Below are 26,045 nucleotides of genomic sequence, written 5' to 3'. Positions count from 1 at the left end.
GCGCTTCCTGTGCTTCAACCAGAAAATGGATCGCGTCATCAAACATGGCGACGCAGGTTAACAGCCTTGCCCAACGTTTACAACCACCAAAAGAAAATGCCGTTCAGTCTTAACTGAACGGCATTACGGCCAGGCCGCGTTTTTTCATATCTTTTACAGGATTTATATCGTTTATATCCTGCCCACCGAATGAACCGCCCCTCAGAGCAGGACCAGGTTATCCCGGTGCACCAGTTCAGGCTCTTCGACGAAGCCAAGGATGGCCTGGATTTCGGAAGACGGATGACGAATGATGCGACGCGCGTCCGAGCTGTTGTAGTTGCTCATGCCACGCGCAATGGCGCGTCCGGCTTCATCAACGCAGGTGATGACATCACCGCGGCCGAATTCCCCGGCCACTTCCACCACGCCGATGGGCAGCAGCGACTTGCCTTCCAGGCTCAGCTTCTGCACTGCGCCGGCATCCAATACCACGCGCCCGGCCGTCTTGAGGTGATCGGCCATCCACTGCTTGCGCGCCGTCAGTTGTGCAGTCTCGGCGTTGAGCTGGGTACCGATGGCTTCACCGGCTGCCAGGCGGGTCAGCACCTGGTCTTCACGCCCCCAGGCGATGACCGTGTGCGCGCCGGAGGTGGCCGCGCGCTTGGCCGCCAGGATCTTGGTCAGCATGCCGCCTCGACCGATGCCGGTCCCGGTGCCGCCGGCGATCAGCTCCAGCGACGGGTCGCCAGCACGTGCCTCGGCAATGAGGGTGGCCTTGGGATCCTTGCGGGGATCGGCGGTAAAGAGACCGGGCTGGTCGGTGAGGATGACCAGCGCATCGGCTTCGATCAGGTTGGCGACCAGGGCGCCCAGGGTATCGTTGTCACCGAACTTGATTTCATCGGTGACCACCGTGTCGTTTTCATTGATGACCGGCACCACCCCCAGTTGCAGCAGGGCAAAGAGCGTGGAACGGGCATTGAGATAGCGCTCGCGATCTGCCAGGTCAGCATGGGTCAGCAACACCTGTGCGGTGTGCAGGTCGTGCTTGCGGAAGCTGGTTTCGTAGATCTGCGCCAGGCCCATCTGGCCCACTGCGGCGCAGGCCTGCAGATGATGGATGCCGGTGGGACGCTTGTCGAAGCCCAGGCGCTGCATGCCCTCGGCGACCGCACCGGAGCTGACCAGCACCACTTCCTTGCCGAGTGCGCGCAATTGCGCGATCTGCTCGGCCCAGCGGGCGATGGCGTTGGCGTCCAGGCCCTTGCCATCATTGGTGACCAGCGAGGAACCGACCTTGATGATGAGCCGCTTGGCGCTTTGAATGACCGATTGCATAGTGTTCCGGATTCTGATTCTTCTGGGGGGAGTCGGAAATTCCGACAGGCAGAGATGATAGCCCGAACCGCCCCCGCTGCGCAGCCCCGCTAGAGGCCACGCAGCGACGGAATCAGTCCAGGACCTTGAAGCGCGGATCGTCCGGATCGATGCTGGAGATGGCGCGTGCTTCCTCGGTCATCTGCGTCTCTTCGGAGCGATGCTCCTCGGCGCGCTTGGTTTCGAGGTAGCTGTAGATCTCGTTGATCAGGTCTTCGCAACCGTCACGGTTCAGGGCCGAGATCTCGAACACGGGGCCCTTCCAGCCGAAGCGCTTGACGAAATCCTTCACGCGCTTGGCGCGCTCGGCCTCGGGCACCACGTCCAGCTTGTTCAGGACCAGCCAACGCGGCTTGTCGAACAGGGACTGGTCGTACTTCTTCAGTTCCTTGACGATGGCCTTGGCTTCCTTGACCGGATCGACTTCCTCGTTGAAGGGCGCCAGATCGACGATATGCAGCAGCAGGCCGGTGCGCTGCAGGTGGCGCAGGAACTGCACCCCCAGGCCAGCGCCGTCGGCAGCACCCTCGATCAGGCCAGGGATGTCGGCGATGACGAAGCTCTTTTCGTGGCTCACGCGCACCACACCCAGGTTGGGATGCAGCGTCGTGAAAGGATAGTCGGCGATCTTCGGACGGGCGTTGGAGACGGCCGTGATGAAGGTCGACTTGCCTGCATTGGGCATGCCCAGCAGACCGACGTCGGCCAGCACCTTCAGCTCCAGGCGCAGTTCGCGGCGTTCGCCTTCCTTGCCCTCGGTCTTTTGACGCGGAGCGCGGTTGGTGGAAGTCTTGAAGTGGATGTTGCCCCAGCCGCCCTCGCCACCCTTGGCCAGCATCACGGTCTGGCCGTGGAAGGTCAAGTCGGCGATGTGCTCGCCGGTGTTGATGTCCACGATCAGGGTGCCTACCGGCATGCGCAAATAGACGTCGTCGGCGCCCTTGCCGTAGCAATCGGAACCGCGACCATTTTCGCCACGACCAGCGCGGTGCAGCTTGGCGTAGCGGTAGTCGATCAGGGTGTTGACGTTGCGATCAGCCACGGCCCAGATGGTGCCGCCCTTGCCGCCGTCGCCGCCGTCGGGACCTCCGAAGGGGCGGAATTTCTCGCGGCAGAAGCTGGCGACACCGTTGCCGCCATCCCCCGCCACGACTTCAATGCGTGCTTCGTCGATGAATTTCATGATATTGACGCCTCGTGGGAGCCGCTAACAAAACGTCGATGCGTCGATGCGTCGATGCGTCGATGCACCCTTGCCACAGCAACGGATGGATCTTCAGCCTGACCAACCCCGGCACTCCGGATAGAAGGCAAGGCTCGGCGCTTTGTTGACGGCTCTTCAAAAAACCAAAAAGGCTCCACCATCGGCAGAGCCTTTTTTATGCCTGGTTTCCGGGCGAACCCGGATGACAGGAACGCTTACGCCGTAACGACGGTCGCGTATTGACGCTGTTGCAGGCCCTTGACAACGAACTTGACCTTGCCGTCCTTCAGGGCGAACAGGGTGTGGTCCTTGCCGACGCCGACGTTTTCGCCAGCGTGGACACGGGTGCCGCGTTGACGGACGATGATGCCGCCAGCGTTGATCACTTGGCCGCCATAAACCTTGACGCCCAGGCGTTTCGATTCTGAGTCACGGCCGTTGCGCGTAGTGCCGCCGCCTTTTTTGTGTGCCATTTAAAACTCCTTGATGACTTTGGATGAGCAGTTCGACCAGTTCAACGCTTAGGCGTTGATCGAGACGATTTGCAGTTCGGTGTAGTTCTGACGATGGCCTTGACGCTTTTGGTAGTGCTTGCGACGACGCATCTTGAAGATGCGGACCTTGTCATGGCGACCTTGTGCTACCACAGTAGCCAGCACCGTAGCACCTGCGACCAGCGGCGCACCGAACTTCACGGTTTCGCCTGCGCCCACTGCGAGCACTTGATCCAAAGTGATTTCGGAGCCAATGTCAGCCGGTATCTGTTCTACTTTGAGTTTTTCGCCAGCAGCAACTTTGTATTGTTTGCCGCCGGTTTTTATGACCGCGTACATGTGAAACCTCACGAATGAATGAATAAGAACGATTTTCCCCTGACGCGCCCGGGACACAAAACCCCTTGGCGAAACAGGAAAACCCCAAATTATACATGCACTTAGCTGCAGGGTCAAAAGGCTTGACACTTTGGCGGGCTGATGAACAACAGAGTTTCCGCCAGGACAATGGCCACAACCCTTCCTCAGAGAGAGGACCACTAGCCACGGTGTTTCCCTGCCGACAATGCTCATCTGCCGCGCGGGCGAGCATGGTCTTTGGCGTGCGCCCGCCTTGTCGTCGTATAATCCCGGGAATAACCATTTTCCACAGGTTCCGCCTTGTCTGCCGCCGTACAAAACGCTTCGCAACAAACCATCATGCAACCGATCCTCTCCGACATGGAGGCGGTCAACGCAGTCATCCGTCGGCAGCTGTATTCGGAGGTGCCGCTGGTCAACCAGGTCGCCGAATACATCATCAGCGCCGGCGGCAAGCGCCTGCGCCCGGTGCTGGTGGTGCTCATCGCCAATGCCTTCGGCTACAAGGGCGAGCATCACCACACGCTGGCCGCGGTGATCGAGTTCATCCACACCGCGACCCTGCTGCATGACGACGTCGTCGACGAATCCTCGTTGCGCCGTGGCAAGCAGACCGCCAACGCCATGTTCGGCAATGCCGCCTCGGTGCTGGTGGGTGACTTCCTCTACTCGCGCGCCTTCCAGATGATGGTGACGGTGGGCAATCCGCGCGTGATGGAAATCGTGGCCGACGCCACCAACGTCATCGCCGAGGGCGAAGTCCTGCAGTTGCTCAACATGCACAACCCCGACGTGGACGAAAACGGCTACCTGCAGGTGATCCGCTCCAAGACCGCCAAGCTGTTCGAGGCCGCTAGCCAGATCGGCGCCCTGATCGCCGGTGCCGACGAAGCCGGCATCGAAGCTGCGGGCGAATATGGCCGCTCCATCGGCACCGCCTTCCAACTGATCGACGATGTGCTGGATTATTCGGGCAACAGCGCCGAGATCGGCAAGAACGTCGGCGACGACCTGCGCGAAGGCAAGCCCACCCTGCCGCTGATCTGGCTCATGCAGCACGGCACGCCGCAGCAGCGCGACCTGGTCCGTACCTGCATCGAGAACGGTGACGAACAGCACTTCGACGAGGTGCTCTCGGCCATCACCCACTCCGGCGCCCTGGCCTATACGCGTGAACAGGCGGAGATCGCCGCCCGCCGCGCATCAGACGCGATTATTTCACTTCCCGATAGCCAATTCAAAAAATCCCTGTTAGAATTATCGGCTTTCGCAGTAGATCGAAATCACTGACATTAGATCTCACTCGACGGGGTGTAGCTTAGCCTGGTAGAGCGCTACGTTCGGGACGTAGAGGCCGGAGGTTCGAATCCTCTCACCCCGACCAGGAATTCCCATGCAAAAACAGCGAGTCAAACGACTCGCTGTTTTTGTTTGTGCGTTTGGCAGATCACCGTATTGCTACCCACCTCACCGCATCACACCTCTTCCACCACAATGCTTCATCACGACGGCATCGGGCGATCCAGTGCGGGGTCAAGATTGTCGATGACTGCCCTGGCCCAGGCCATGCCGCGCACTATGGCGAGCGCAGCGCTGTCGGAACGTCCAGGGAGATGACGACGGGGAAACAAGGCAGGCGCCAGGCCACTGATGTCGGCAATGTGCACCGCACTCACTTCCCATTGGTCATGCCGACCGCTACATCTCAGCGAAACCCGAAAGCCCTTGTACTGCTCCTGATGATCGACCGGAGTAGGCATATTCTTTTTCTTTCGCAGGACCGATCCATGAGCACCTGCCCGCCCGGCGTGCCGCAGCATGCGGCGCGGTCAAGGCGGTGCACGCGTAGCGCCAGCGATCAGCGGCGACGGAAGCCCGGACGGGGGCCGGTGGGGCCGCGCTGCTCCAGGTGACGGAAGATGATGCGGCCCTTGTTCAGGTCGTAGGGCGACAGTTCCAGAGTGACCTTGTCACCGGCCAGAATCTTGATGAAGTTCTTTTTCATGCGACCAGCCGTATAGGCGATCAGCGAGTGGCCGTTGTCCAGCGCGACACGGAAGCGCGAATCAGGGAGGACTTCGGAAACTTGTCCTTGCATTTCAATCAGTTCTTCTTTTGCCATTTTCTCTTTCTTGTGCATGAGCGCGCGACCTCCAGCGAGGAAGGGCTCGGGGATTTGCAATCTCTGGCTTTGACGACTGGCCACGCAAACAGGCGGCCGGGAGCGTTAAGGTCGGAGGACAGGCGAACGCGCTTGCGGTGAGACCGATAGCGTTGGTTCTTTACTCGGGGAAGCGGATGAAGATGCGGATCACGCGGATTGCAGGGATCGGACTGCGGCAAGGCGCGTGGAGATCAGGATTTCCGCTCTTTTCTTGAGCGATCCCCTCATTATACGCGCATTTTGCCTTGAAGGCCAATGCGCCCCGTACGCCACGCTCATCTACGCCACAGCAGAATCGAGAACGATTGATCCATCCGGCAGATAAGCTGCCGTACCGGCACAGAAAAAAAAGCGCCACCGCGAAGGGTGGCGCCAAAGACTGCCAGAGGTTCTGTCATTGGCCACAATCGGCCAGACGATCCGGCTGCGCCATAGGAGCAGATCACCCGCCGACCTCGCCTACACGACGAATCATCGTTCGATGGTGCGGCTCCAGCGGGTATTCCAGACGGCACGGTTCTTGTTGATCTCATCCCAGTCCACCGCCCGCGCCGCCTTCACGAAGCCATTCATGCGGGCCTGTTCGGTCGCTGCCGGGCCGCTGACCTGGACCTTGGTATTGGTCGGGTTGTAGTTGCCGTTTTCCAGCGCCAGGGCCTGCGCCTGCGGCGAGAGGAGATAGGCCGCCAGTTCCTGGGCCAGTTGCGGCTCGGTGTTGTTGGCGATCACGCATTGCGCCACCATCAGCACGATGGCGCCTTCCTTGGGCTGCACATATTCCACCGGCACGCCCTTGCTCTTGAGGATGGTGGATTGGGTCGGGGTGTAAGGGAACAGGGCGGCTTCCCCGGTCTGCGCCATCTCGGAGATCTTGGCCGAGTTGGAGATGTACTCCAGCACATTGGGGCCGATGGTCGATGGCCAGGCCTTGAAGCCGGGATCGACGTTGGCATCGGTGCCGCCCTTGAGCTGATTGAAGGCAAGGAAGGCATGCAGGCCGAAGGTCGAGGAAGGCAGCGACTGGAACACCACCCGCCCCTTCAGCTTGGGATCGGCCAGGTCTAGCCAGGAGGTCGGCGGCGCCCAGCCCTTCTCTGCATAGACCTTGGTGTTGTAGGCCAGACCGGTGACGCTGATGGTCACGCCGGTGGCCATGTCGTCCTTGATGTGCGCCACCGGCAGCAGGTTGGCCAGGTTGGCATTGGGCTTCTGTTTCTCGCACAGGCCCATGCCGACGGCCCGGTACATCACACCATCATCGAGAAACATCAGGTGCATCTGCGGCTTGTCCTTGGCGGCCTGGGCCTTGGCCAGGATATCGGCGGAACCGCCCGGCACCACGGCGATCTTGACGTTGTACTTCTGCTCAAAGGGGCCAAAGACCGCTTGCGTGAAGGTCTTTTCCATGTTGCCGCCGTTCATGCCGATGTAGAGCGTGCGGGTCTGTGCCTGGGCACCCCCACAGGCCAGCAAGGTCATGCCAAGGGCGGCGGCCAGCGCGCCGGGACGGGAAAGCGACATCATGAGATCTTCCTTTCAGGGTGGGAGGACAGCAGGTCGGGGGTGTCTGTGCCATCGGTGCCGACCACGGAGACCGTGGAGACGGCAGGCCTCGGCGCAAAACGGGCAATCGAGAATGCATCCAGGTCGATATTGCTGCGGCCATGCAGCACCAGCTCGGCCAGCGCTTCGCCGGCAGCCGGGCCGATCTGGAAACCGGCGCCGCAGAAGCCGAAGCCGTGCAGCAGGCCCGGCTGCGTGCTGCTGGGGCCGATCACCGGGTGGTGGTCCGGCAGGTAGCCTTCCACCCCGCTCCAGGTGCGGATGATGTGGACGTGCCGCAGCGCCGGCAGCAAGGCCGCCGCCTGCGGCAGCAGGCCGAGGATGGAGTCGTGCGAGGCGCGGGCGCGCTGTTCATCCAGCACATAGCCGCGACCGCCGCCCAGCACCACGTTGCCACGGGCCACCTGGCGGCAATAGATCGATCCCCCTTCCACGCCCAGGCTCCAGGGCAGGAAATGCGGGATGGGCTCGGTCACCACCATGCTGGGATGACCGCTGGTCAAGGGCGCGGCCTCACCGAAGGCTTGCGCCACCCGGTTGGCCCAGGCACCAGCGCAGTTGATCAAGACCTCGGCGCGCAACTGCAAAGGCGCTTCGCCGTGCCGTGCTTCAGCCACGAAACTCTGGCCGTCATGACCCACCTGCAACACTTCGCAACCCTCGATGATGCGCGCCCCGGCCGCCTGCGCAGCGCGGGCGAAGGCCGGCGATACCAGACGCGGATTGGCCTGGCCGTCTTCCGGACACAAGGAGCCGCCGACCGCCGCGCCGCCCAGCCAGGGGCATTGCTCACGCAGGCGCTCGCCGCTGATCAGTTCGATGCCCAGCCCATAAGGCCGGCTCAGTTCGGCGTAGGCTTCCAGGGCCTGCATGTCGGCTGCGCTACGGGCCAGCTTGAAGTGGCCACTGCGTTCATATTCGCCGGTGGTGCCGATGAGCGACTCCAGCTCGCCCCAGATCTGGTGCGCCCGCTGCGACAGCGGCAACTGCACCTCGGGCCGACCCTGGCGACGCACGCCGCCATAGTTCACGCCACTTGAACGCGAACCACAGAGATCGCGCTCCAGCACCATCACGCGACGGCCGGCCTTGGCCAGCACCAGCGCAGCCGATGCGCCGACGATGCCGCCGCCGATGATGAGCACTTCAGTGGAAACGGTATTCACGATGCATCCTCCCCGGCATGCAGGGCAATGACCTGCGCCGACGGCAACGCAGCCGCCGGCACATGCATGCCCATGGGAATGGGCTTGATCGGCGCCTGACCGCGCAGGCGACCGACCTCGGCCACCGGTATCGTAGCCGCATGGGCCAGTATCTCCGCTGCCGCGGCACCGCACATGCGTCCCTGACAGCGCCCCATGCCCACGCGGGTCAGGGCCTTCAGGCGATTCATTTCAGCTGCGCCTTTTTCGCGCACGGCTGCGCGCAACTCTCCGGCGCGGATGTTTTCGCAGCGGCAGATCACCAGATCATCGGGGGCGTTGGCCGCCCAGTGCTCCGGGAAGGGGAAGGCCCGCTCCAGCCCCACGCGGAAGGCGCCGATCTGCGCGAGCGTGGCCTCGATCTGCGCCACCCGGGCGCCATCGACGGTGATGCCGCGATCCTGCAACAGCGCCAGCGCGGCACGCTCACCGGCCAGTTCGGCAGCGTCCGCACCCATGATGCCGGCGCCGTCTCCGGCCAGATAGACGCCCGGCACGCTGCTGCGGGTAGCGCGATCGCGCACCGGCAGATGCGCCCGCTGCAGCGGGTCGAAACGGAAGCGGCAACCCAGCAGGTCGGCCAGTTGCGTTTCGGAGCGCAGGGCATAACCGAAGCCGACGGCATCACAATCGATGCGCCGCTCGGCACCTGCCCTGACGCCGGCGCGGGCAGGCGGGTGACGACGCCAGACCACGCTCTGCACGCGCGACTCGCCCTCCACCCGCAGCACCTCGGCATGGGTGTGGACGGGCACGCCATGCAGCCTCAGCCAGGCCAGATAATAGATGCCCTTGGCCAGCAAGGCCGGCTGGCCCAACATGGCCGGCAGCGCCGCGATGCGGTCGGCCAGGCTGCTGCTGTCGAGCACGGCGGCCACATGGGCGCCGGCCTTGGCGTATTGATAGGCCACCAGATACAGCAGCGGACCATTGCCGGCCAACACCACCGAGCGACCGATGGCGCATCCCTGGAACTTGAGCGCAACCTGCGCGCCACCCAGCGTATAGACGCCCGGCGTGGTCCAGCCCGGGAAGGGCAGGACGCGGTCGGTGGCGCCGGTGGCGACAATGATGTCTTCCCAGGCCAGGGTGGCCGCTGACTGGGCCTGGCCATCCATCAGGTCGAGCAGGCCGGGCTGGGCATTCCACACCAGGGTCTGCGGACGATAATCGATGGCCTCGCGCAAGGCATGGAAGGCGGCATGCACCGACTGCGCGCGCCCGGCCTCGAAACCATAGAGCGTCTTGCGGCTGCGCCGGAACCCGCCGGGCGGCTGACGATAGATCTGGCCGCCCGCCTGGGCCGCCTCGTCGATCAGCACCGGCCGCAGGCCATGGGCCAGCAGTGTCTGCGCCGCACGCACGCCGGCCGGTCCGGCGCCGACGATCACGGGAGGAAGTCGACTCATATGCCCTCCCCCTGGCTGCTGCGCAATTGCATGCCGGCGCGGATGAAGGTGGAGCAGGCACGCAGGCGTTCACCGCTGTCGGTGGCGATCCAGCAATCCTGGCAGGCGCCCATCATGCAGAAGCCGGCGCGAGGCTGGCCGCTGAATTCATTGCGGCGCAGGCTGCCGACGCAGGTCAGCACGGCGGTCAGCACGGTATCGCCTTCCAGCGCGGTGACGGCGCGACCATCGAGGGTGAAGCTGACAGTGGCGCGGTCCTGCTCGGCCAGCCGCACCAGCTGCGCACCCTGGGGAGAAGCGAAATCGCTCATGTGCGCCCCACCAGTACACGGTCCAGGCCGTAGACCCGATCCAGAATGATCATCGCCACCGCCGTGATGGCCACCATCAGGGCCGACACCGCCGCCATCATCGGATCGATGGATTCGGTGGCGTACATGTACATGCGCACTGGCAGCGTCACCGTCGAAGGCGAGGTCACGAAGATGGACATGGTGACTTCATCGAAGCTGTTGATGAAGGCCAGCAGCCAGCCACCGGTGATGCCCGGCAGGATCATCGGCAGCGTGATGCGCAGGAACACCGTGGAGCGGCTTGCCCCCAGCGACAGCGCGGCCTGCTCGGCACTGCGGTCGAAACCGATCAGCGCGGCCATGATCAGGCGCATGGTGTAGGGCGTCACCACCAGCGAGTGCGCCAGCACCAGCCAGCCGAAACTGCCGGCACCTCCTACCACCGAGAACAGGCGCAGCAAGGCCACGCCCAACACCAGGTGGGGAATGATCAGCGGCGACAGGAACAGGCCCTGCAAGGCGCCCGACCAGCGATGCGGATAGCGCACCAGCGCCATGGCTGCCGGAATGGCCAGCACGGTGGAGATGGTGGCCGCCGCCAGCGCCAGCCACAGGCTGTTCCAGAAGGAGCTGACGAAATCGGGGAATTCGAATACCGCCTTGAACCAGCGCAGCGAGAATTCCGGCCCGTTCATGGTGAGGGTGTTTTCCGGGGTGAAGGCGATCACGCACACCACCAGGATCGGCGCCAGCGTGAAGAGGATCACCAGCGCATTGAACAGCAATGCAATCGGTCCGTTCTTGTTCATGGTTCAGCCCAGCGCTTTCTTGTAGCGACGTTCGATCATGCGATTCCAGCCCAGCATGATGACCAGGTTGGCCACCAGCAGCAGCAGCGCGATGGCCGCGCCCAGGGGCCAGTTCAGTTCGTGCAGGTATTCGTCGTAGATGATGGTGGCCATCATCTTCAGGCGACGTCCGCCCAACAGACCCGGAATGGCAAAGGAGCTGGCCGACAGGCCGAAGACGATCAGGCTGCCCGAGAGGATGCCCGGCATGATCTGCGGCAGCACGATACGGCGCAGCACCGTCATGGGCGAGGCGCCCAGCGACAGCGCGGCATTGGCCACACCACCATCGAGCTTTTGCAGCGAGGTCCATACCGGAATCACCATGAAGGGCAGCATCACGTGCACCAGGGCGATGACGATGGCCGTCTCGGTATAGAGCAGCTTGACGCGACTGAAACCCAGCGCCATCAGCAGGCTGTTGATCAGCCCTTCCGGTCCCAGCAGCATGCTCCAGCCGAAGGCCCGCACCACCACCGAAATCATCAGCGGCGCCAGCACCACCAGCAGCATGACGGAACGCCAGGGCTTGCGCATGCGATTGAGGATGTAGGCTTCCGGCGCGCCCAGCACGATGCAGATCAGCGTGACCAGGCCCGAGATCCACAGCGTGCGCCAGAAGATGGCGTAGTAGTAGGGATCGGTAAGCACCGCCTGGTAATGCTCCAGCGTGAAGGTACCGGCCTTGGGACCGGTCTCGGCGTCATAGGCATTGAAGGACAGCACGAAGGTCAGCAGCAACGGGACCAGCAGCATCACCGTGCACAGCAGGATGGCCGGGGCCGACATCAGCCAGGGCAGGCTGCGCTGGCCGGGGGCCTTGCCGCCTTGCGGTGCCGTCACGACGGGTGCCACCGCCGGCGAGGTACCGGCCGCACTCATGCCGGCACCCGTTCGTCGCTACGGGCGGTGGAGACCAGGCGCAGGTTGAAGTCACTCCAGACCAGGCCCAGCGTCGCACCCTGCTCCAGCGCCTCGGCGCCATCGTTGGGGGCCAGCACGGACAACAGTCCCAGCGGCGTCTGCACCTCGTACATCCACTGGCTGCCCAGGAAGAAGCGGCGTACCACCTCGCCATTGCAGCGGCCCTGGCCGGGCTCGGTACAGCGGATCTTTTCCGGACGCAGGCCCAGCACCACGCGACCGCCGCCGCGCAGACCACTGTCGTTGCTCTCCAGGCTGAGCATCATGCCGCCCACGGCGATGTCGGCGCGCTCGCCGGCGGCGCCCACCACCTGGCCTTCCAGCAGGTTGGCCTTGCCCACGAAGGTGGAGATGAAGCGATTGGCCGGATGTTCATACACATTGATCGGACGGCCCACCTGGGTGATATGCCCGGCCTCCATCACCACCACGCGATCGCTGATGGACATGGCCTCGCTCTGGTCGTGGGTCACCATGATGGTGGTGGTACCGACCTTGCGCTGGATGTCGCGCAGCTCGAATTGCATTTCCTCGCGCAGCTTGGCATCCAGGTTGGACAGGGGTTCGTCCAGCAGCAGCACGGGCGGTGCGATCACCAGCGCGCGCGCCAGGGCCACGCGCTGACGCTGGCCGCCGGACAGCTCTCGCGGATAACGGGCGCCATGCTTTTCCAGGTGCACCAGGGCCAGGGCCTGCGCCACGCGGTCGCGCTTCTCGGCGGGCGCGCACTTGCGCATCTCCAGGCCGAAGGCCACGTTCTGCTCCACCGTCATGTGCGGGAACAGCGCATAGGTCTGGAACACGATGCCCAGGCCACGGGTATTGGGCTTGGCATGGGTGATGTCGCGGCCATCGAGTTCGATGCGGCCGCCGCTGACGTTCTCGAAGCCCGCAATCATCTGCAGGGTGGTGGTCTTGCCGCAACCGGAGGGTCCCAGCAGGGAAATGAATTCCCCCTTCTCCACCGTCAGGTTGAAGCCCGATACCGCCTGGGTATCGCCGTAGAACTTACTGACATTGGTCAGCGTGAGAAATGACATTGCAAGCTCCCTGTCGCAAAGTTCGGGCGCTGCGCGGCTGGCGGGCTTGTCGGCCGGCGGGCACTCCGATGCATTCATCTGTAAAGTCGCATCCACCTCAAGGAATGGGGTGATATGCGCGTCTCCTGTTTCGTTATTGATGCAATTTCGGTGCCAATTCTGCTATCGTATTTCGACAGACAGGAAATTTTTAATAATTATTTCGTCAGATGGAATAACTCGGAGGGCATGACGCCACCGATTCCACCCAGCAGACAACAGCCCCCTCATGAGCGACGACAACGACGAGGCCTCCTCGACCACCGCCCCGGCCACCCTGCCGGTCAACGGCATCCAGCGCACCTTCGCGGTGTTGCGCGCACTGGCCGATGCACCACCGCAAGGCATGCGGGTCACGCAGGTGGCCAAGGCCATCGGCCTCACCCAGGGCACCACGCACCGCCTGCTGCAGGCCCTGGTCAGCGAAGGCGTGGTGGAGCAGGATGAACGCAGCAAGCTGTATCGCCTGGGGATGGACCTGTTCGCGCTGGCCGCCCGCGCCGGCAATGCCTCCGACCTGCGCAGCCTGTGCCGGCCGGCACTGCTGCGCCTGTGCGGCAGCCTGGGCGACACTGTTTTCCTGCTGGTGCGCTCGCGCTTCGACGCGGTCTGTGTGGACCGGGTCGACGGTCCCTTCCCGATCCGTGCCTTCACCGGCGACATCGGCGGCCGGGTGGCATTGGGCGTGGGCCAGGGCGCACTGTCCATCCTCGCCTTCCTGCCGGAACAGGAGCGCGAGGAAGTGATCCGCTACAACGTGCCGCGCCTGCGCGAGTTCGGGGTCTATGACGAGGTCTACCTGCGCACCGAAATCGAGCGTGTGCGTGAAACCGGCTACGCGGCACGCCAGGCGGGTCTGCTCGACGGCATGGCCGGCCTGGGCGTGCCGCTGTTCGACTGCAGCGGCGCCATCGTCGGCGCGCTCAGCGTTGGCACGCTGACCTCGCGCCTGACCGAGGAGCGCCTGCCGACCGTGGTACAGATGTTGCAACGGGAAGCCGCGGCACTGTCGCGCCAAATCAATCCCTTCGACCCGGCATTGCGCCGTCCCATGCATCAGGCCAATCCTGTGGAGCCCCGCCCATGAGTTCTTCCTCCCCCGTACTGCTGGTCAAGTCCGGCGGTGCCGCCGCGCTACCGGAGTGGCGCGCCAGTTTCCATGAGTTCGCCCCCGGGCTGGGACTGGAGGTGTGCGCCTGGGACGACCCTGAAGTCGATCCGGCCCGGGTGGAATATGTCCTGGTCTGGCAACCCGAGGCGGGGCGCCTGGCCCGCTTCCCCAACCTGAAGGCCATCATCAGCAGTGCGGCCGGGGTCGACCACATCCTGGCAGATCCACACTTGCCGGACCTGCCCATCGTGCGCATGGTCACGCCCGAAACCCAGCAGCGCATGGCCGAATTCACCGTCATGAGCAGCCTCATGCTGTTGAAGGACATGCCGCGCATCGTGGCCCAGCAGGCAAGGGCGCAATGGCTGGAGTTCTCCACCCCGCGCACCGCCCTGGAAACCCGGGTGGGCGTGCTCGGTCTGGGGGCGCTGGGGCTGGCCACGGCGCGCATGCACGCCACCATCGGTTTCGACACCGCCGGCTGGGCCCGCTCGCCGCGCAGCGAAAAGGGATTGAGCTGTTATGCCGGTGCCGACCAGTTGCCGGCCTTCCTGGCGCGCACCGACATCCTGATCTGCCTCCTGCCGGAAACCGAGGACACCCGCCACCTGCTCGACGCCGACCTGCTGCGCCAGTTGCCACGCGGCGCGGCCGTCATCAACGTCGGGCGCGGCAGCCACCTGTGCCTGCCCGACCTGCTGGCCGCGCTGGACGAGGGCCAGTTGTCGGGCGCCGTGCTGGACGTGTTCGATGAAGAGCCCTTGCCTGCCGACGCGGCGGTCTGGCGCCACCCCCGCGTGCTGGTGACGCCGCATGCGGCGGCGACGCCATCGCGGCGGGAGCGCGCCCGCCAGGCGGCGGTAGCGATCTCGGCCATGCTGGGCGGGCTGCCGCCACCGCATCTGTATGACCGCGCGCGGGGTTACTGAGGGGCAAGCGCCCCTTTCGCGCCGGCCCGTCTTGCGGGATAGGCCCCCATCGTCTAGACTTTGGCGCTCGCTGGCCGCCCTGCCCGCCCTGGCCACAGGCAAGCAGGTCCGCCGAATCCCTCCCGTGCGCGAGGGCAATCAACCTGACGGCAACGTTTGGACACCGTACCCATATGGGTGCAAGCTCTTGCACTCCTGATCCTGATCCTGCTCTCGGCCTTCTTTTCGATGACCGAGACGGCGCTGATGGCCGCCAACCGCCATCGCCTGCGGCACCTGGCCAAACAGGGCAATCGTGCCGCCATCACCATCCTGTGGCTGCTCGATCGCACTGAACGGCTGCTGTCGCTGATCCTGATCGCCAATACCCTCATCAATGCACTGGCCACCGCGCTGGTGACGGCGCTGGCCATTACCGCCTTCGGCAACCACCAGCGTGTGATCACCGCCGCCACCGCCTTCGTGGCGGCCTTGCTGATCATCTTTGCCGAAATCGTCCCCAAGGTGATCGGCGCCACCTATCCCGAACGCATTGCCCTGTTCACCAGTTTCGTGCTCAAGCCGCTCATGCGTCTGGCCAAGCCACTGATCTGGTTCGTCAACATCTTCGTCTCGGCGATCCTGAAGCTGTTGCGCATCAAGACCGGAGCACGGGCGGCCGAACAGCGCATCTCGCCGGAAGAACTGCGCTCCATCGTGCTCGAAGGCGGCAGCTTCATCCCGCAGAAGCACAAGAGCATCCTGCTGAACCTGTTCGACCTGGAAAAGATCTCGGTGGAAGATGTGATGACGCCGCGTGCCCAGGTCGAGGCCCTGAACCTGGCTGCACCAGTGGAAGAGATCCTGCACCAGTTGGCCACCTGCTATCACAACAAGCTGCCGGTCTACGAAGGGGAAATCAACCACATCGTCGGCATCCTGCATGTGCGCAAGACGGTGTCGCTGTTCCGCCAGGAAGAGGACATCAGCCACGACGATATCCGTGCCCTGCTGTCGGTCCCGTATTACGTGCCGGTGGAAACCGACGTCTTCACGCAGCTTCAGTATTTCCAGGAGAATCACGAGCGCCTGGGCATCGTCGTCGATGAATACGGCGAGGTGCAGGGCCTGGTGACCCTGGAAGACATCATCGAAGAGATGATCGGCGAATTCACCACCTCCTCGCCCGGCTCCTCGGGTGAAGGCTTTGGCTGGGACAAGGACGGCAGTTGCCTGCTCGAAGGCAGCACCACCCTGCGCGACATCAACAAGCGCCTGGGCCTGACGCTGCCGCTGGATGGCCCCAAGACCATCAACGGCCTGCTGCTGGAAACCCTGCAGGACATCCCCGAGGCCAGCGTGGCCGTGAAGTTCGAGGGCTGCGTGATCGAAATCGTGCAGGTCCAGAACCAGGCGATCCGCATGGTCAAGCTGATCGCCGTGCCGCAGTCGCAAACGCGGGGCGACTAGGGCCTGTTCCTGTATCGAACTCTGCCGACTTTGCCGCAGGCAATCGGCCTGCCCGCTTGGCCGCGCGCAGGCTTGCGTGGGAGACTGGCTCCCCTTTGCGCGGAGGCGTTCCATGCCAGTCATGCAAGCTCAAACCCCGGCGGTGGCCGATGACGATGTCCCGGTAGTACGCCTGCTGCACAAGCTGCTGGCCGACGCCGTCGGCATGGGCGCCTCCGACCTGCATTTCGAACCCTTCGAACATTTCTTCCGCGTACGCCTGCGCGTCGATGGCGTGCTGCACGAACTGGCGCAGCCACCGCTGACGCTGCGCGACAAGCTGGCTACCCGCCTGAAGATCCTGGCGCGTCTGGACATCGCCGAAAAGCGCCTGCCCCAGGACGGCAAGATGCGCCTGGCACTGGCCCAGCGCAGCATCGACCTGCGCGTCTCCACCCTGCCTACCCAGTTCGGCGAAAAGATCGTCCTGCGCATCCTCGATACCGCCCAGGCCGGCTTCTCCATCGCCGAACTGGGCTATGAACCGGCCCAGCAGGAAGCGCTGCTGCAAGCCATCGCCCGACCGCATGGACTGGTGCTGATGACCGGCCCCACCGGCTCGGGCAAGACGGTCTCCCTGTACGCCTGCCTGCAGCGGCTCAACCGCCCCGGGGTCAACATCGCCACTGCCGAGGACCCGGTGGAAATCAACCTGCCCGGCATCAATCAGGTCGGCATCAACGAACGCGCCGGCCTGGACTTCGCCACGGCGCTGCGCGCCTTCCTGCGCCAGGACCCGGACGTGCTGATGGTGGGCGAAATCCGCGACCTGGAAACCGCCGACATCGCAGTCAAGGCATCCCAGACCGGGCACCTGGTGCTCTCCACCCTGCATACCAACGACGCCCCCTCGACCCTCACGCGCCTGCTCAACATGGGGGTGCCGGCCTACAACATCGCTGCGTCGGTGAGCCTGATCGTGGCACAGCGGCTGGTACGCAAGCTGTGCCGCTGCCGGCGTCCGGCGCCGGGCAAGCCATCCACCTATATCCCGCAAGGCTGCCAGGCCTGCAACCAGAGCGGCTATCGCGGCCGTACCGGCATCTACCAGGTGATGCCGGTCAGCGCTGCCATGCAGGCGCTGATCCTGGCCCAGGCCGGCACGCTGGAGCTGGCACGCCAGGCGCAGGCCGAGGGCATCATCGACCTGCGTCGCGCCGGCCTGCTCAAGGTCCTGCGCGGCGAAACCAGCATGGGAGAGATCCTTGCCGGCACCTGAACCAAAACACTTCCGCTGGGAAGGCCTGGATCGGCACGGACAGCCACAGCGCGGTGTCCTGCAGGCCAGCGACGAAGCCCAGGCGCGCGCCCAACTGCGCCGCCAGGGACTGCGGGTGGCGCGCCTGCGGCGAGAGGCAGGTAGTGTCGGTAGCAGCACCGCCACCCCGGTCACTCCACGCAAGCCCTCCCGCGCCCGCATCAGCGACAAGCAGATCGCGCTCTTCACCCGCCAGCTGGCCACCATGCTGCAGGCCGGTCTGCCGCTACTGCAGTCGCTGGACATCGCCATCCGCGGTGCCGGCCAGGGGCCACTGGCCGGCCTGCTGGGCGAGGTGCGGCAACAGGTGTCACGCGGTGACAGCCTGCACGCGGCGCTGCAGCGCCATCCGCGCCATTTCGATGGCCTGTTCTGCAACCTGGTACGCGCCGCCGAGGAGGCCGGCATGCTCGACAGCATGCTGGAGCGCATTGCCCTCTATCGGGAGAAGTCGCTGGCGCTGCGGGGCAAGGTCAGGGCGGCGCTGGCCTATCCGGGCGCGGTGGTGCTGGTGGCGATCGTGGTGACCGCGGTCATCATGCTGTGGGTGGTGCCGGCCTTCGAACAGATGTTCCAGCAGTTCGGCGCCGAACTGCCGCTGCCTACCCGTATCGTGATGGCCCTGGCGCGCATGCTGGGCCGCTACTGGCCTGTGCTGTTGCTCGGCCTGGCCGTGAGCGGCTTGCTGGCCCTGCATGCCTGGCGCCGCTATCCGGCGCTGCGGGCGCGGGCGCAGCGGCTGAGCCTGTCATTGCCGATCTTCGGCAGGCTGTTGCGACAGGCCGCGCTGGCGCGCTGGAGCCGCACCTTCGGCACACTCTTCGGGGCCGGCATCGCCCTGGTGGAAGCGCTGGAAACGGTGGCCGGAGCGGCCGGCAACGTGGTCTTTGCCGAGGCCTCGCTGGCGGTGCGTGATGCGGTGCGTAATGGCGCATCCCTGCATGGGGCGATGCAGGCCACCGGCGTCTTCCCCGACCTGGCGGTGCAGATGACCGCCGTGGGCGAGGAGGCCGGCGCGCTGGACGCCATGCTGGGCAAGATCGCCGAACTCAACGAACGCGAGGTCGACGAAGCCGTCAGCGCCCTCACCAGCCTGATGGAACCCGTTATCATGGCGGTGCTTGGCGTGGTCATCGGAGGACTGGTGGTCGCGATGTATCTGCCGGTATTCCGCATGGGGGCGGTGGTGTGACGGTAGACGGCACGACCGGCCTGCTGTGCCTTCTCTCCCCTGCGCCCTGACTTCACGACCCGATACGAACGAACCCGACCATGCATTTCCTGGAAGCCTACGCCCTCCCCGGCAACCCCGCCCTGGCTGGCCTGGCGGCCCTGCTGGGCCTGCTGGTGGGCAGCTTCCTGAACGTGGTGATCCACCGCCTGCCCATCATGATGCTGCGCGAGACCGCCAATTTCGTGGCCATGGAACGCGGCGAGGCCCTGCCGCATCAGGATCGCTACAACCTCTGCTTGCCCCCTTCCGCCTGCCCCCACTGCGCCCGGCCGCTGGCGCCGTGGCACAAGCTGCCGGTGCTGAGCTGGCTACTGCTGCGCGGCCGCTGCAGTTTTTGCCAGACCAGGATCAGCGCGCGCTATCCGCTGGTGGAGCTACTGACCGCGCTCCTGTTCGCGCTGGTGGCCTGGCGCTTCGGACTGGGCGCCACCGGGCTGGCCGTCATGCTCTGCAGCGCCTTCCTGATTGCGCTCGCCTTCATCGATGCCGACACCATGCTGCTGCCCGATGACCTGACCCTGCCGCTGCTATGGCTGGGGCTGCTGGTGAACCTGAACCATCGCCTGGTGGCGCTGCCCGATGCAGTGCTGGGCGCGGCCGCCGGCTATGGCGTGCTGTGGCTGATCTTCTGGATCTTCAAGCTGGCCACCGGCAAGGATGGCCTGGGCTATGGCGACTTCAAGCTCATGGCCGCCCTAGGCGCCTGGCTGGGTTGGCAGGCGCTGCCGCTGGTGCTGCTGCTGGCCTCGGTGATGGGCGCCCTGCTGGGCCTGGCGCTGATGGTCGGCGGCCGCCACCAGCGCGGCCAGGCCATTCCCTTCGGCCCCTGCCTGGCCGGCGCCGGCCTGCTGGCCCTGCTGCTGGATGGCACCTGGCTGAACCTGACTCACTTCGCTTACTGAACCTATCCCATGACTTCCTTGACTGAACGCTTCACCATCGGCCTGACCGGCGGCATCGGCAGCGGCAAGACCACGGTGGCCAATCTCTTCGGTGAACTGGGCGCCTCGCTGGTGGATACCGATGCCATCGCCCATGCCCTGACCGCGCCCGAGGGCCTGGCCATTGCCCCCATCCGCGCCCATTTCGGCGACGAATTCATCGATGCGCGGGGCGCCATGGACCGCGCGCGGATGCGCCAGCACGTGTTTTCCCATCCCAACGCCCGCCATGCGCTGGAAGCGATCCTGCACCCGCTGATCCGCAGCGAGACGGTGCGCCAGGCCGAGGTCGCCACCGGCAGCTACGTCATCTTCGTGGTGCCGCTGCTGGTGGAGTCCGGCACCTGGGTCGGGCGCGCCAGCCGCATCCTGGTGGTGGATTGCCCGGAACAGGTACAGGTGGCCCGCGTCATGCAGCGCAACGGCCTGCAGCGCGACGAGGTGGAAGCCATCATGGCCGCCCAGGCCAGCCGCCAGGCACGATTGGCGGTCGCTGACGACGTCATCGACAACGGCGGTGACAATGCCGCCTTGCCCGAACAGGTGAATGCACTGCATGCGCGCTACCTGGCCCTGGCGGGCAAGGCGTGATCGATGGCGGTGGTGGCAGCGGCAGCAGCGCCGCACGCTGCCTAAAGCTTCATTTGATGAGGCCTGCATTTGTAATTTTCTGCTGCATGGGTCAGAATCACAGACATTGCAATGTTGACGAGGTTTTTTGCACCAGCGCGCCTGTCAGCGGCCTTCAACAAGTCCGGTTCACCGATAAAGGGATCATGCTTTGATCGTCTACGAATACCCTTTCAATGAGCGTATTCGCACGCTGCTGCGACTGGAAGACCTCTACGAGAAATTCGTCTTCTTCCTGCACCAGGAAAGCCCGCATCAGCATCACATCGCCCTGGCCACCATTTTCGAAATGCTGGAGGTAGCCGGACGCGCCGACCTCAAGTCCGACCTGCTGCAAGAGCTGGAACGGCAGAAACAGATCCTGCTGGCCTATCAGTCCAATCCCAATGTCGAGCCGGAGATGCTCAACGCCATCCTGGCCGAAGTGGACCAGGCCAGCACTGCCCTCTCGGCCGCGCAAGGCAAGACCGGCCAGAACATCCGCGACAACGAATGGCTGATGAGCATCCGTGGCCGCACCATCATCCCGGGCGGCGCCTGCGAGTTCGACCTGCCGGCCTATTACGCCTGGCAACAGCATTCCTTCGAGCGCCGCTTCCAGGACATTTCCAACTGGTTCGCCCCGCTGATCCCCTTGTTCGACGCCATCGGCATCGTCATGCGTCTGCTGCGCGAATCGGGCCATGCAGTGAAGATCAACGCCGAAGGCGGCAGTTACCAGCAGATGCTGCAAGGCAAGGTCTACCAGATGCTGCGCCTGTCGCTGGATATCGAACTGGGCGCGATCCCCGAGATTTCCGCCAACAAGTACATGCTGTGGGTGCGTTTCACCCAGCAGGATGGCGACGAGAAGCCTCGCTCCTTCGAGGGTGAAGTCCCCTTCGAACTGGCCCTGTGCGGCTTTTGACCTGTAACGAACGAATTGAAGTAACGCGTATGGCGACGATAGTGGATTGCCCGACCTGTGGCACCAAGGTGGAGTGGAGTGAAAAGAACAAGTATCGGCCGTTCTGCTCCGAGCGCTGCAAGCAAATCGACCTTGGAGCCTGGGCGGAAGAAAAGTACACCATCCCCGCAGTGAACCTGCCGCTGGAAGACGAAGGGGACAAGCCCGTACAGTGATGACGGGCTTTTTCCTTCACATTTGCTCAAATCCCCGCTTTTGAATCCTGCATGGCTGGCAAGGCCAGGGCCAAGGCTTGAGCACGCTCACGCCGGCTCGCCGTAGCGCAACTGGTCCAGCCACTGGATCAGCGGAATGGTCGCCGGCAGCAGCGGCTGCACGCCCACGCTCCCCTGCCAGGCAAAGGCCTGGCCTTCCAGGCTTTGCGGCTCGCCGCGCCACTGGCGGCTGATGTAGAAGTGCAGGCGCACATGGGCATGCGGATAGACGTGTTCGACGCCGCACCAGGGTTCGCCGTCCAGCACCTCGATGCCCAGCTCTTCCTTGAACTCCCGCTGCAGGGCCGCGAAGATGCCTTCGCCCGGTTCCACCTTGCCGCCCGGGAACTCCCAGTAACCGGCATAGGGCTTGCCTTCCGGGCGCTGGCCCAGCAGCACGTCACCGTTGGGCTGCATCAGGATGCCCACGGCGACGTCGATCGGCTTGGCGTCCTGGCTCATCAGGCCTGCGCCTTGCCGGCGTAATCACGGGCGAACTGCCAGGCCACGCGACCCGAGCGGGAACTGCGCTGCAGCGCCCAGCGCAGCGCGTCGGCACGGGCTTCGGCGATCTGGGCGTCGGTGCAACCGAAGTGGCGCAGCCAGTGGGCGACGATGTCGAGGAAGTCGTCCTGCTTGAAGGGGTAGAAGGTCACCCACAAGCCGAAACGCTCGGAGAGCGAAATCTTTTCTTCCACCGTCTCGCCGGGATGCAGGTCGCCATCCTCGGTGTGGGTATAGCTGCTGTTGTCGGAGAGGCGCTCCGGCATCAGGTGGCGGCGGTTGGAGGTGGCGTAGATGAGCACATTGTCGGACTGGGCCGCGATGCTGCCGTCCAGCGCCACCTTCAGCGCCTTGTAGCCGCCCTCGCCTTCCTCGAAGGAAAGATCGTCGCAGAAGACGATGAAGCGCTCCGGGCGCGCCGCCACCAGTTCGACGATGTCCTGCAGGTCGTGCAGGTCGTCCTTGTCCACCTCGATCAGGCGCAGGCCACGCTCGGCGTACTGGTTCAGGCAGGCCTTGATCAGCGAGGACTTGCCGGTGCCGCGTGCACCGGTCAGCAGCACGTTGTTGGCCGGGCGGCCTTCGACGAACTGGCGGGTATTCTGGTCAATCTGTTCCTTTTGCGGGCCGATATTGTGCAGGTCGGACAGGCCGATCCGCGAAATCTGGCCCACGGCCTGCAGGTAGCCGGCGCGCTGGGCGGTGGCACCGCGCCAGCGGAAGGCGACGGCGGCGTTCCAGTCCGGTTCGCGGGCGGCGGCATTGGGCAGGATGGCTTCGACGCGCGCCAGCAAGGCTTCGGCACGCTGCAGGAATTGGTCTAACTGGGTCATGGTGATCAGTGCCTGGGATGGGCTTGAGAGTAGATGCGACGCCACATTGTGGCGCAACACGGCAGCGGCCGGCGTGAATTAAATTGTTCCGAGGGCGCGGGCATTCATGTTGCCGCCACCATCCCGGGCGCGCCGCCGGCCCGGGGATGGTGGGCTGGCGGGCGCGCGGTGACAGGTCCTGTCAGGAGATCAGGAACGGTAGTCGGCGTTGATCGACACGTAATCGTGCGACAGGTCGCAGGTCCAGATGGAGGCCTTGGCCGTGCCGCGCGCCAGCTTCACACGGACCACGATTTCGGCCTTCTTCATGACGCGCTGACCGTCTTCCTCGCGGTAGTCGGGGTTGCGGCCGCCGTCCTTGGCGACCCAGACATCGTCCAGCCAGAGGTTGATCCTGGACACATCCAGGTCGTCGATGCCGGCATAGCCGATGGCGGCCAGGATGCGACCCAGGTTCGGATCGGAGGCGAAGAAGGCGGTCTTGACCAGGGGCGAGTGGCCGATGGAATAGGCGATCTGGCGGCATTCCTCGACGCTCTTGCCGTCTTCCACGGCCACTTCGATGAACTTGGTGGCACCTTCGCCATCACGCACGATCTGGTGCGCCAGATGCTGCGAGAGGTCGGTGACGGCGGCGGCCAGTTGCTTGTAGTCGTCGCTGTCGGCACTGGTGATCTCCAGTTCGCCGGCGCCGGTGGCCATCAGGATGAAGGAATCGTTGGTCGAGGTGTCGCCATCGATGGTGATGCAGTTGAAGGAGTGGTCGGCGGCATCCTTGACCAGCTGGTTCAGCAGCGCCTGCGGCAGCTTGGCGTCAAAGGCCAGGAAGCCCAGCATGGTGGCCATGTTGGGCTTGATCATGCCGGCGCCCTTGCTGATGCCGGTCATCACCACCTGCTTGCCGCCGATGCTCAGGGTGCGCGAAGCGGCCTTGGGCTGGGTGTCGGTGGTCATGATGGACTCGGCCGCATTGAACCAGTTGTCGGCCTTGAGGTTGCCGATGGCCTGCGGCAGGCCGGCGATGATGCGCTCTGCCGGCAGCGGCTCCAGGATCACGCCGGTGGAAAACGGCAGGATCTGCTGCGGCTCCACGCCCATCTGCTGGGCCAGGGCGGCGCAGACCGACCTGGCGCGCTGCAGGCCTTCTTCACCGGTGCCGGCGTTGGCATTGCCGGTGTTGATGACCAGCGCACGGATGGGCTTTGCGGCGCTCAACTGGGCCAGGTTGGCCTGGCAGATCTGCACCGGTGCAGCGCAGAAGCGGTTCTTGGTGAATACGCCGGCCACGGTGGCGGTCTCGGCCAGCTTCATGACCAGCACGTCCTTGCGATTGGCCTTGCGCACGCCCGCCTCGGCATGGCCGAGTTCGATGCCGGCAACGGCTTTGAGGTCGGAAGGGACGGGGATCGGGGAATTGACGGCCATGGCGAGCTTTCAGCGTAAAAATCGGAACGCGTATTTTAAACACTTTCCGTCACCGGCTGATGACGCAGGAAGCCTGTTTCGACGATCTCGGCGCACATCACTGCCCATTGGGCATACTGGCCGGGACCGGGGTGGAAGCGGTCCAGCGCCATGTCGTGCGGCAGCGTCCATTGCAGCGAGCAGTAGCGCAACGCCGGGTCGCGCCCTATCCAGGCGCGCAATGCGCCATCCAGCTTGCGGGCGCAGCGCCCCAGGTACCAGCGCAGCGGCTGCGGCGCCAACGGCAGCAGATGCATGGGGGGCAAGCCGGAAAAGACGATGTGTTCCACACCGGCCTGCGCCATCAGGCGCTCGCTCAGCCGGCGCAGGTTGGCGACATAACGGCGGGCCGACATCTGCGAGGTCACGTCGTTGACGCCCAGCGCCACCACCAGCACGGTGGCCGGGCCGATCTCGTGACGCGTCAGCAGGTCCAGGGCTTCCAGCGAATTGACGCCGCTCTGCGCCACCAGTTGCCAGGCCACCGGCCGGCCGCTGCGGGCGGCGAGCTGGCGCGCCAGCGGCTGGGCCAGCGCCTGCTCCTGATGTTCCACACCGACACCGGCGGCCGAGGAATCCCCGACCACCAGCACCCGCAGCGGCGCGGTGGCAGCGCTGGCGCTGACATAGCTGGCCGGTATCTCCACGCCGCTGCGCGGGCCGCTGGCCTCGGGCAGGCGCAATGCGGTCTTGCGCAGGCGCCTGCCCTGCAGCAACAGCAGCGGTCCGAGCAGGATCTTGGCCAGAATCAACATGCGATGTGCCGGTCAGGGCAGCAGGTTCTTGACCACCACCAGCCAGGGCCGCTGCGCGATCGGCTGCGCCCGGCCCTGGTCATCGACCGGAATCAGCGATTCGGACACCGAGTTGAAGACATTGCCGCCGATCACCCCGGCCCACCCGTCCTCGGCATGGACTTCCACCACCATGTCGCAATGGCCTGCCAGGCCGGGGCGTATCTCGTCGATGGAGGTCGCATTGTTGTTGCCGCGTGGAGCGCAGATCAGGTCCCCGGGCGTGAGCGGTTCACTCTCGGGTGGGCGCAGCACGAATTGCGGCGAGGGACGCGACTGGCGGTCCTTGAGGAAGCTCAGGTAGTTGAAATGGGTTTCACTGGGCGCGAAGTCCTGCGGCGCCACATTGCTGCTGACCATCAGCCAGGAAATGAAGGCCGCCGACCAGGCCTGCTGGCAGTCGGCACCGGTCAGGTTCTTGCCGACCGCATGCCAGTATTCGGCCACGCGCTGCACCGCCTCGCCTTCATCTTCCAGCAGGCCCAGGCGCGGGGCGCTGAAGGGCTCGTGGCGCATGTCGATCTGCTGGTTGCCGAAGAAATCCCACTCGGCCCTGGCCGCCGCCACCAGCGCCGCGCGGGTGGGCGCGGCAGTGCTGATGGCCACCGCCGGCACGCCGGTGTTGGTGACGGGGATGGCGGGCGTGACCGGGGCATAGCCGGCGTTGTCGCTGTCGCGCCATTGCGGCAGCGGCGACGAGGCGCAGCCGGCCAGCAGCAGGGCTGCAGCCAGCGCGCCGCAGAGGGCGGGACGGAAAGACGTGGCGGATATCATCTTCTTGTTCTCCTGGAGGGCG

At 64.7% G+C, this 26,045-nt stretch carries 28 protein-coding genes and 1 tRNA gene; 11 read left to right on the top strand and 18 right to left on the bottom strand.

The annotated features are described in order from the left end of the window. Positions 1 to 201: 201 nt before the first annotated feature. From proB to rplU, 4 genes are all read right to left on the bottom strand, one after another. A complete protein-coding gene (gene proB, locus HBH1_RS14420) occupies positions 202 to 1,320 on the bottom strand; it encodes a glutamate 5-kinase (RefSeq protein WP_077235783.1) in 1,119 nt (372 codons plus the stop codon). Between the two features lie 112 nt (positions 1,321 to 1,432). Continuing rightward, the gene (gene cgtA / locus HBH1_RS14415) at positions 1,433 to 2,542 is read right to left on the bottom strand and encodes an Obg family GTPase CgtA (protein WP_006713217.1); all 1,110 of its coding nucleotides are present in this window, start codon (positions 2,540 to 2,542) and stop codon (positions 1,433 to 1,435) included. A gap of 236 nt (positions 2,543 to 2,778) precedes the next feature. After that, on the bottom strand, positions 2,779 to 3,036 hold the full coding sequence (rpmA, locus tag HBH1_RS14410; RefSeq protein WP_006713216.1) for a 50S ribosomal protein L27: 258 nt from the start codon (positions 3,034 to 3,036) through the stop codon (positions 2,779 to 2,781). A gap of 48 nt (positions 3,037 to 3,084) precedes the next feature. Continuing rightward, positions 3,085 to 3,396 carry a 50S ribosomal protein L21 gene (gene rplU, locus HBH1_RS14405; protein WP_006713215.1) on the bottom strand — a complete coding sequence of 104 codons (312 nt, stop codon included), beginning with the start codon at positions 3,394 to 3,396 and terminating at the stop codon, positions 3,085 to 3,087. A gap of 360 nt (positions 3,397 to 3,756) precedes the next feature. On the opposite strand from rplU, the gene ispB reads away from it, so the two are divergent. After that, complete coding sequence (gene ispB, locus HBH1_RS14400) at positions 3,757 to 4,707, top strand: octaprenyl diphosphate synthase (RefSeq protein ID WP_310011971.1); 951 nt, start codon at positions 3,757 to 3,759, stop codon at positions 4,705 to 4,707. Positions 4,708 to 4,724: 17 nt separating this feature from the next. Continuing rightward, a tRNA-Pro gene (locus tag HBH1_RS14395) sits at positions 4,725 to 4,801 on the top strand. Between the two features lie 118 nt (positions 4,802 to 4,919). Here the strand turns inward: HBH1_RS14395 and HBH1_RS14390 are convergent. From HBH1_RS14390 to HBH1_RS14345, 9 genes are all read right to left on the bottom strand, one after another. Next, complete coding sequence (locus tag HBH1_RS14390) at positions 4,920 to 5,177, bottom strand: hypothetical protein (protein ID WP_102663302.1); 258 nt, start codon at positions 5,175 to 5,177, stop codon at positions 4,920 to 4,922. A gap of 98 nt (positions 5,178 to 5,275) precedes the next feature. Beyond that, the gene (gene infA / locus HBH1_RS14385; RefSeq protein WP_102663301.1) at positions 5,276 to 5,539 is read right to left on the bottom strand and encodes a translation initiation factor IF-1; all 264 of its coding nucleotides are present in this window, start codon (positions 5,537 to 5,539) and stop codon (positions 5,276 to 5,278) included. Between the two features lie 513 nt (positions 5,540 to 6,052). Then, positions 6,053 to 7,105, bottom strand: coding sequence for an ABC transporter substrate-binding protein (locus tag HBH1_RS14375; RefSeq protein ID WP_006713207.1), 1,053 nt, complete (start codon positions 7,103 to 7,105; stop codon positions 6,053 to 6,055). Then, a complete protein-coding gene (locus HBH1_RS14370) occupies positions 7,102 to 8,310 on the bottom strand; it encodes an NAD(P)/FAD-dependent oxidoreductase (RefSeq protein WP_102663300.1) in 1,209 nt (402 codons plus the stop codon). Before HBH1_RS14370 ends, HBH1_RS14375 begins: the two co-directional genes overlap by 4 nt. Beyond that, a complete protein-coding gene (locus HBH1_RS14365; RefSeq protein ID WP_102663299.1) occupies positions 8,307 to 9,758 on the bottom strand; it encodes an FAD/NAD(P)-dependent oxidoreductase in 1,452 nt (483 codons plus the stop codon). The genes HBH1_RS14370 and HBH1_RS14365 overlap by 4 nt, the downstream gene beginning before the upstream one ends. Continuing rightward, positions 9,755 to 10,069, bottom strand: coding sequence for a (2Fe-2S)-binding protein (locus HBH1_RS14360; RefSeq protein ID WP_102663298.1), 315 nt, complete (start codon positions 10,067 to 10,069; stop codon positions 9,755 to 9,757). The genes HBH1_RS14365 and HBH1_RS14360 overlap by 4 nt, the downstream gene beginning before the upstream one ends. Then, a complete protein-coding gene (locus HBH1_RS14355) occupies positions 10,066 to 10,860 on the bottom strand; it encodes an ABC transporter permease (RefSeq protein WP_006713200.1) in 795 nt (264 codons plus the stop codon). The genes HBH1_RS14360 and HBH1_RS14355 overlap by 4 nt, the downstream gene beginning before the upstream one ends. A gap of 3 nt (positions 10,861 to 10,863) precedes the next feature. Then, a complete protein-coding gene (locus HBH1_RS14350) occupies positions 10,864 to 11,781 on the bottom strand; it encodes an ABC transporter permease (RefSeq protein ID WP_369878624.1) in 918 nt (305 codons plus the stop codon). Next, positions 11,778 to 12,863, bottom strand: coding sequence for an ABC transporter ATP-binding protein (locus HBH1_RS14345; RefSeq protein ID WP_006713198.1), 1,086 nt, complete (start codon positions 12,861 to 12,863; stop codon positions 11,778 to 11,780). Before HBH1_RS14345 ends, HBH1_RS14350 begins: the two co-directional genes overlap by 4 nt. Positions 12,864 to 13,131: 268 nt before the next feature. Here HBH1_RS14345 and HBH1_RS14340 point away from each other — a divergent pair, with 268 nt between their 5' ends. From HBH1_RS14340 to yacG, 9 genes are all read left to right on the top strand, one after another. Then, a complete protein-coding gene (locus HBH1_RS14340) occupies positions 13,132 to 13,989 on the top strand; it encodes an IclR family transcriptional regulator (RefSeq protein WP_077235791.1) in 858 nt (285 codons plus the stop codon). Continuing rightward, positions 13,986 to 14,942, top strand: coding sequence for a 2-hydroxyacid dehydrogenase (locus HBH1_RS14335; protein WP_102663297.1), 957 nt, complete (start codon positions 13,986 to 13,988; stop codon positions 14,940 to 14,942). Before HBH1_RS14340 ends, HBH1_RS14335 begins: the two co-directional genes overlap by 4 nt. 156 nt (positions 14,943 to 15,098) lie before the next feature. Further along, positions 15,099 to 16,391, top strand: coding sequence for an HlyC/CorC family transporter (locus tag HBH1_RS14330; RefSeq protein WP_077235793.1), 1,293 nt, complete (start codon positions 15,099 to 15,101; stop codon positions 16,389 to 16,391). Between the two features lie 121 nt (positions 16,392 to 16,512). Further along, positions 16,513 to 17,649: a GspE/PulE family protein gene (locus HBH1_RS14325; RefSeq protein WP_102663296.1), complete on the top strand. Its 1,137-nt coding sequence runs from the start codon at positions 16,513 to 16,515 to the stop codon at positions 17,647 to 17,649. Continuing rightward, entirely contained in the window at positions 17,636 to 18,880 is a 1,245-nt protein-coding gene (locus HBH1_RS14320; RefSeq protein WP_102663295.1) for a type II secretion system F family protein, read from the top strand. The genes HBH1_RS14325 and HBH1_RS14320 overlap by 14 nt, the downstream gene beginning before the upstream one ends. Before the next feature lie 80 nt (positions 18,881 to 18,960). Further along, positions 18,961 to 19,824, top strand: coding sequence for a prepilin peptidase (locus tag HBH1_RS14315; RefSeq protein WP_102663294.1), 864 nt, complete (start codon positions 18,961 to 18,963; stop codon positions 19,822 to 19,824). A 9-nt stretch (positions 19,825 to 19,833) separates the two neighbouring features. Then, complete coding sequence (gene coaE, locus HBH1_RS14310; protein ID WP_102663293.1) at positions 19,834 to 20,454, top strand: dephospho-CoA kinase; 621 nt, start codon at positions 19,834 to 19,836, stop codon at positions 20,452 to 20,454. 190 nt (positions 20,455 to 20,644) lie between these two features. Then, on the top strand, positions 20,645 to 21,400 hold the full coding sequence (gene zapD, locus HBH1_RS14305) for a cell division protein ZapD (protein ID WP_006713184.1): 756 nt from the start codon (positions 20,645 to 20,647) through the stop codon (positions 21,398 to 21,400). Between the two features lie 29 nt (positions 21,401 to 21,429). Continuing rightward, entirely contained in the window at positions 21,430 to 21,615 is a 186-nt protein-coding gene (gene yacG, locus HBH1_RS14300) for a DNA gyrase inhibitor YacG (protein ID WP_034336666.1), read from the top strand. 87 nt (positions 21,616 to 21,702) lie between these two features. On the opposite strand, the gene mutT is transcribed toward yacG, so the two are convergent. From mutT to HBH1_RS14275, 5 genes are all read right to left on the bottom strand, one after another. Continuing rightward, a complete protein-coding gene (gene mutT, locus HBH1_RS14295) occupies positions 21,703 to 22,116 on the bottom strand; it encodes an 8-oxo-dGTP diphosphatase MutT (protein ID WP_102663292.1) in 414 nt (137 codons plus the stop codon). Continuing rightward, positions 22,116 to 22,991 carry an ATP-binding protein gene (locus tag HBH1_RS14290; protein ID WP_102663291.1) on the bottom strand — a complete coding sequence of 292 codons (876 nt, stop codon included), beginning with the start codon at positions 22,989 to 22,991 and terminating at the stop codon, positions 22,116 to 22,118. The genes mutT and HBH1_RS14290 overlap by 1 nt, the downstream gene beginning before the upstream one ends. Before the next feature lie 189 nt (positions 22,992 to 23,180). Continuing rightward, positions 23,181 to 24,416, bottom strand: coding sequence for a bifunctional glutamate N-acetyltransferase/amino-acid acetyltransferase ArgJ (gene argJ / locus HBH1_RS14285; RefSeq protein ID WP_006713178.1), 1,236 nt, complete (start codon positions 24,414 to 24,416; stop codon positions 23,181 to 23,183). A 35-nt stretch (positions 24,417 to 24,451) separates the two neighbouring features. Next, entirely contained in the window at positions 24,452 to 25,210 is a 759-nt protein-coding gene (locus HBH1_RS14280; protein WP_102663290.1) for an SGNH/GDSL hydrolase family protein, read from the bottom strand. A 12-nt stretch (positions 25,211 to 25,222) separates the two neighbouring features. Beyond that, positions 25,223 to 26,023: a DUF2272 domain-containing protein gene (locus tag HBH1_RS14275; RefSeq protein ID WP_102663289.1), complete on the bottom strand. Its 801-nt coding sequence runs from the start codon at positions 26,021 to 26,023 to the stop codon at positions 25,223 to 25,225. Between the last annotated feature and the right edge of the window lie 22 nt (positions 26,024 to 26,045).

The organism is Herbaspirillum sp. BH-1, from assembly GCF_002870055.1.
Classification (GTDB): Bacteria; Pseudomonadota; Gammaproteobacteria; order Burkholderiales; family Burkholderiaceae_D; genus Herbaspirillum; species Herbaspirillum frisingense.
This window is presented reverse-complemented; position numbering and strand designations above follow the sequence as displayed.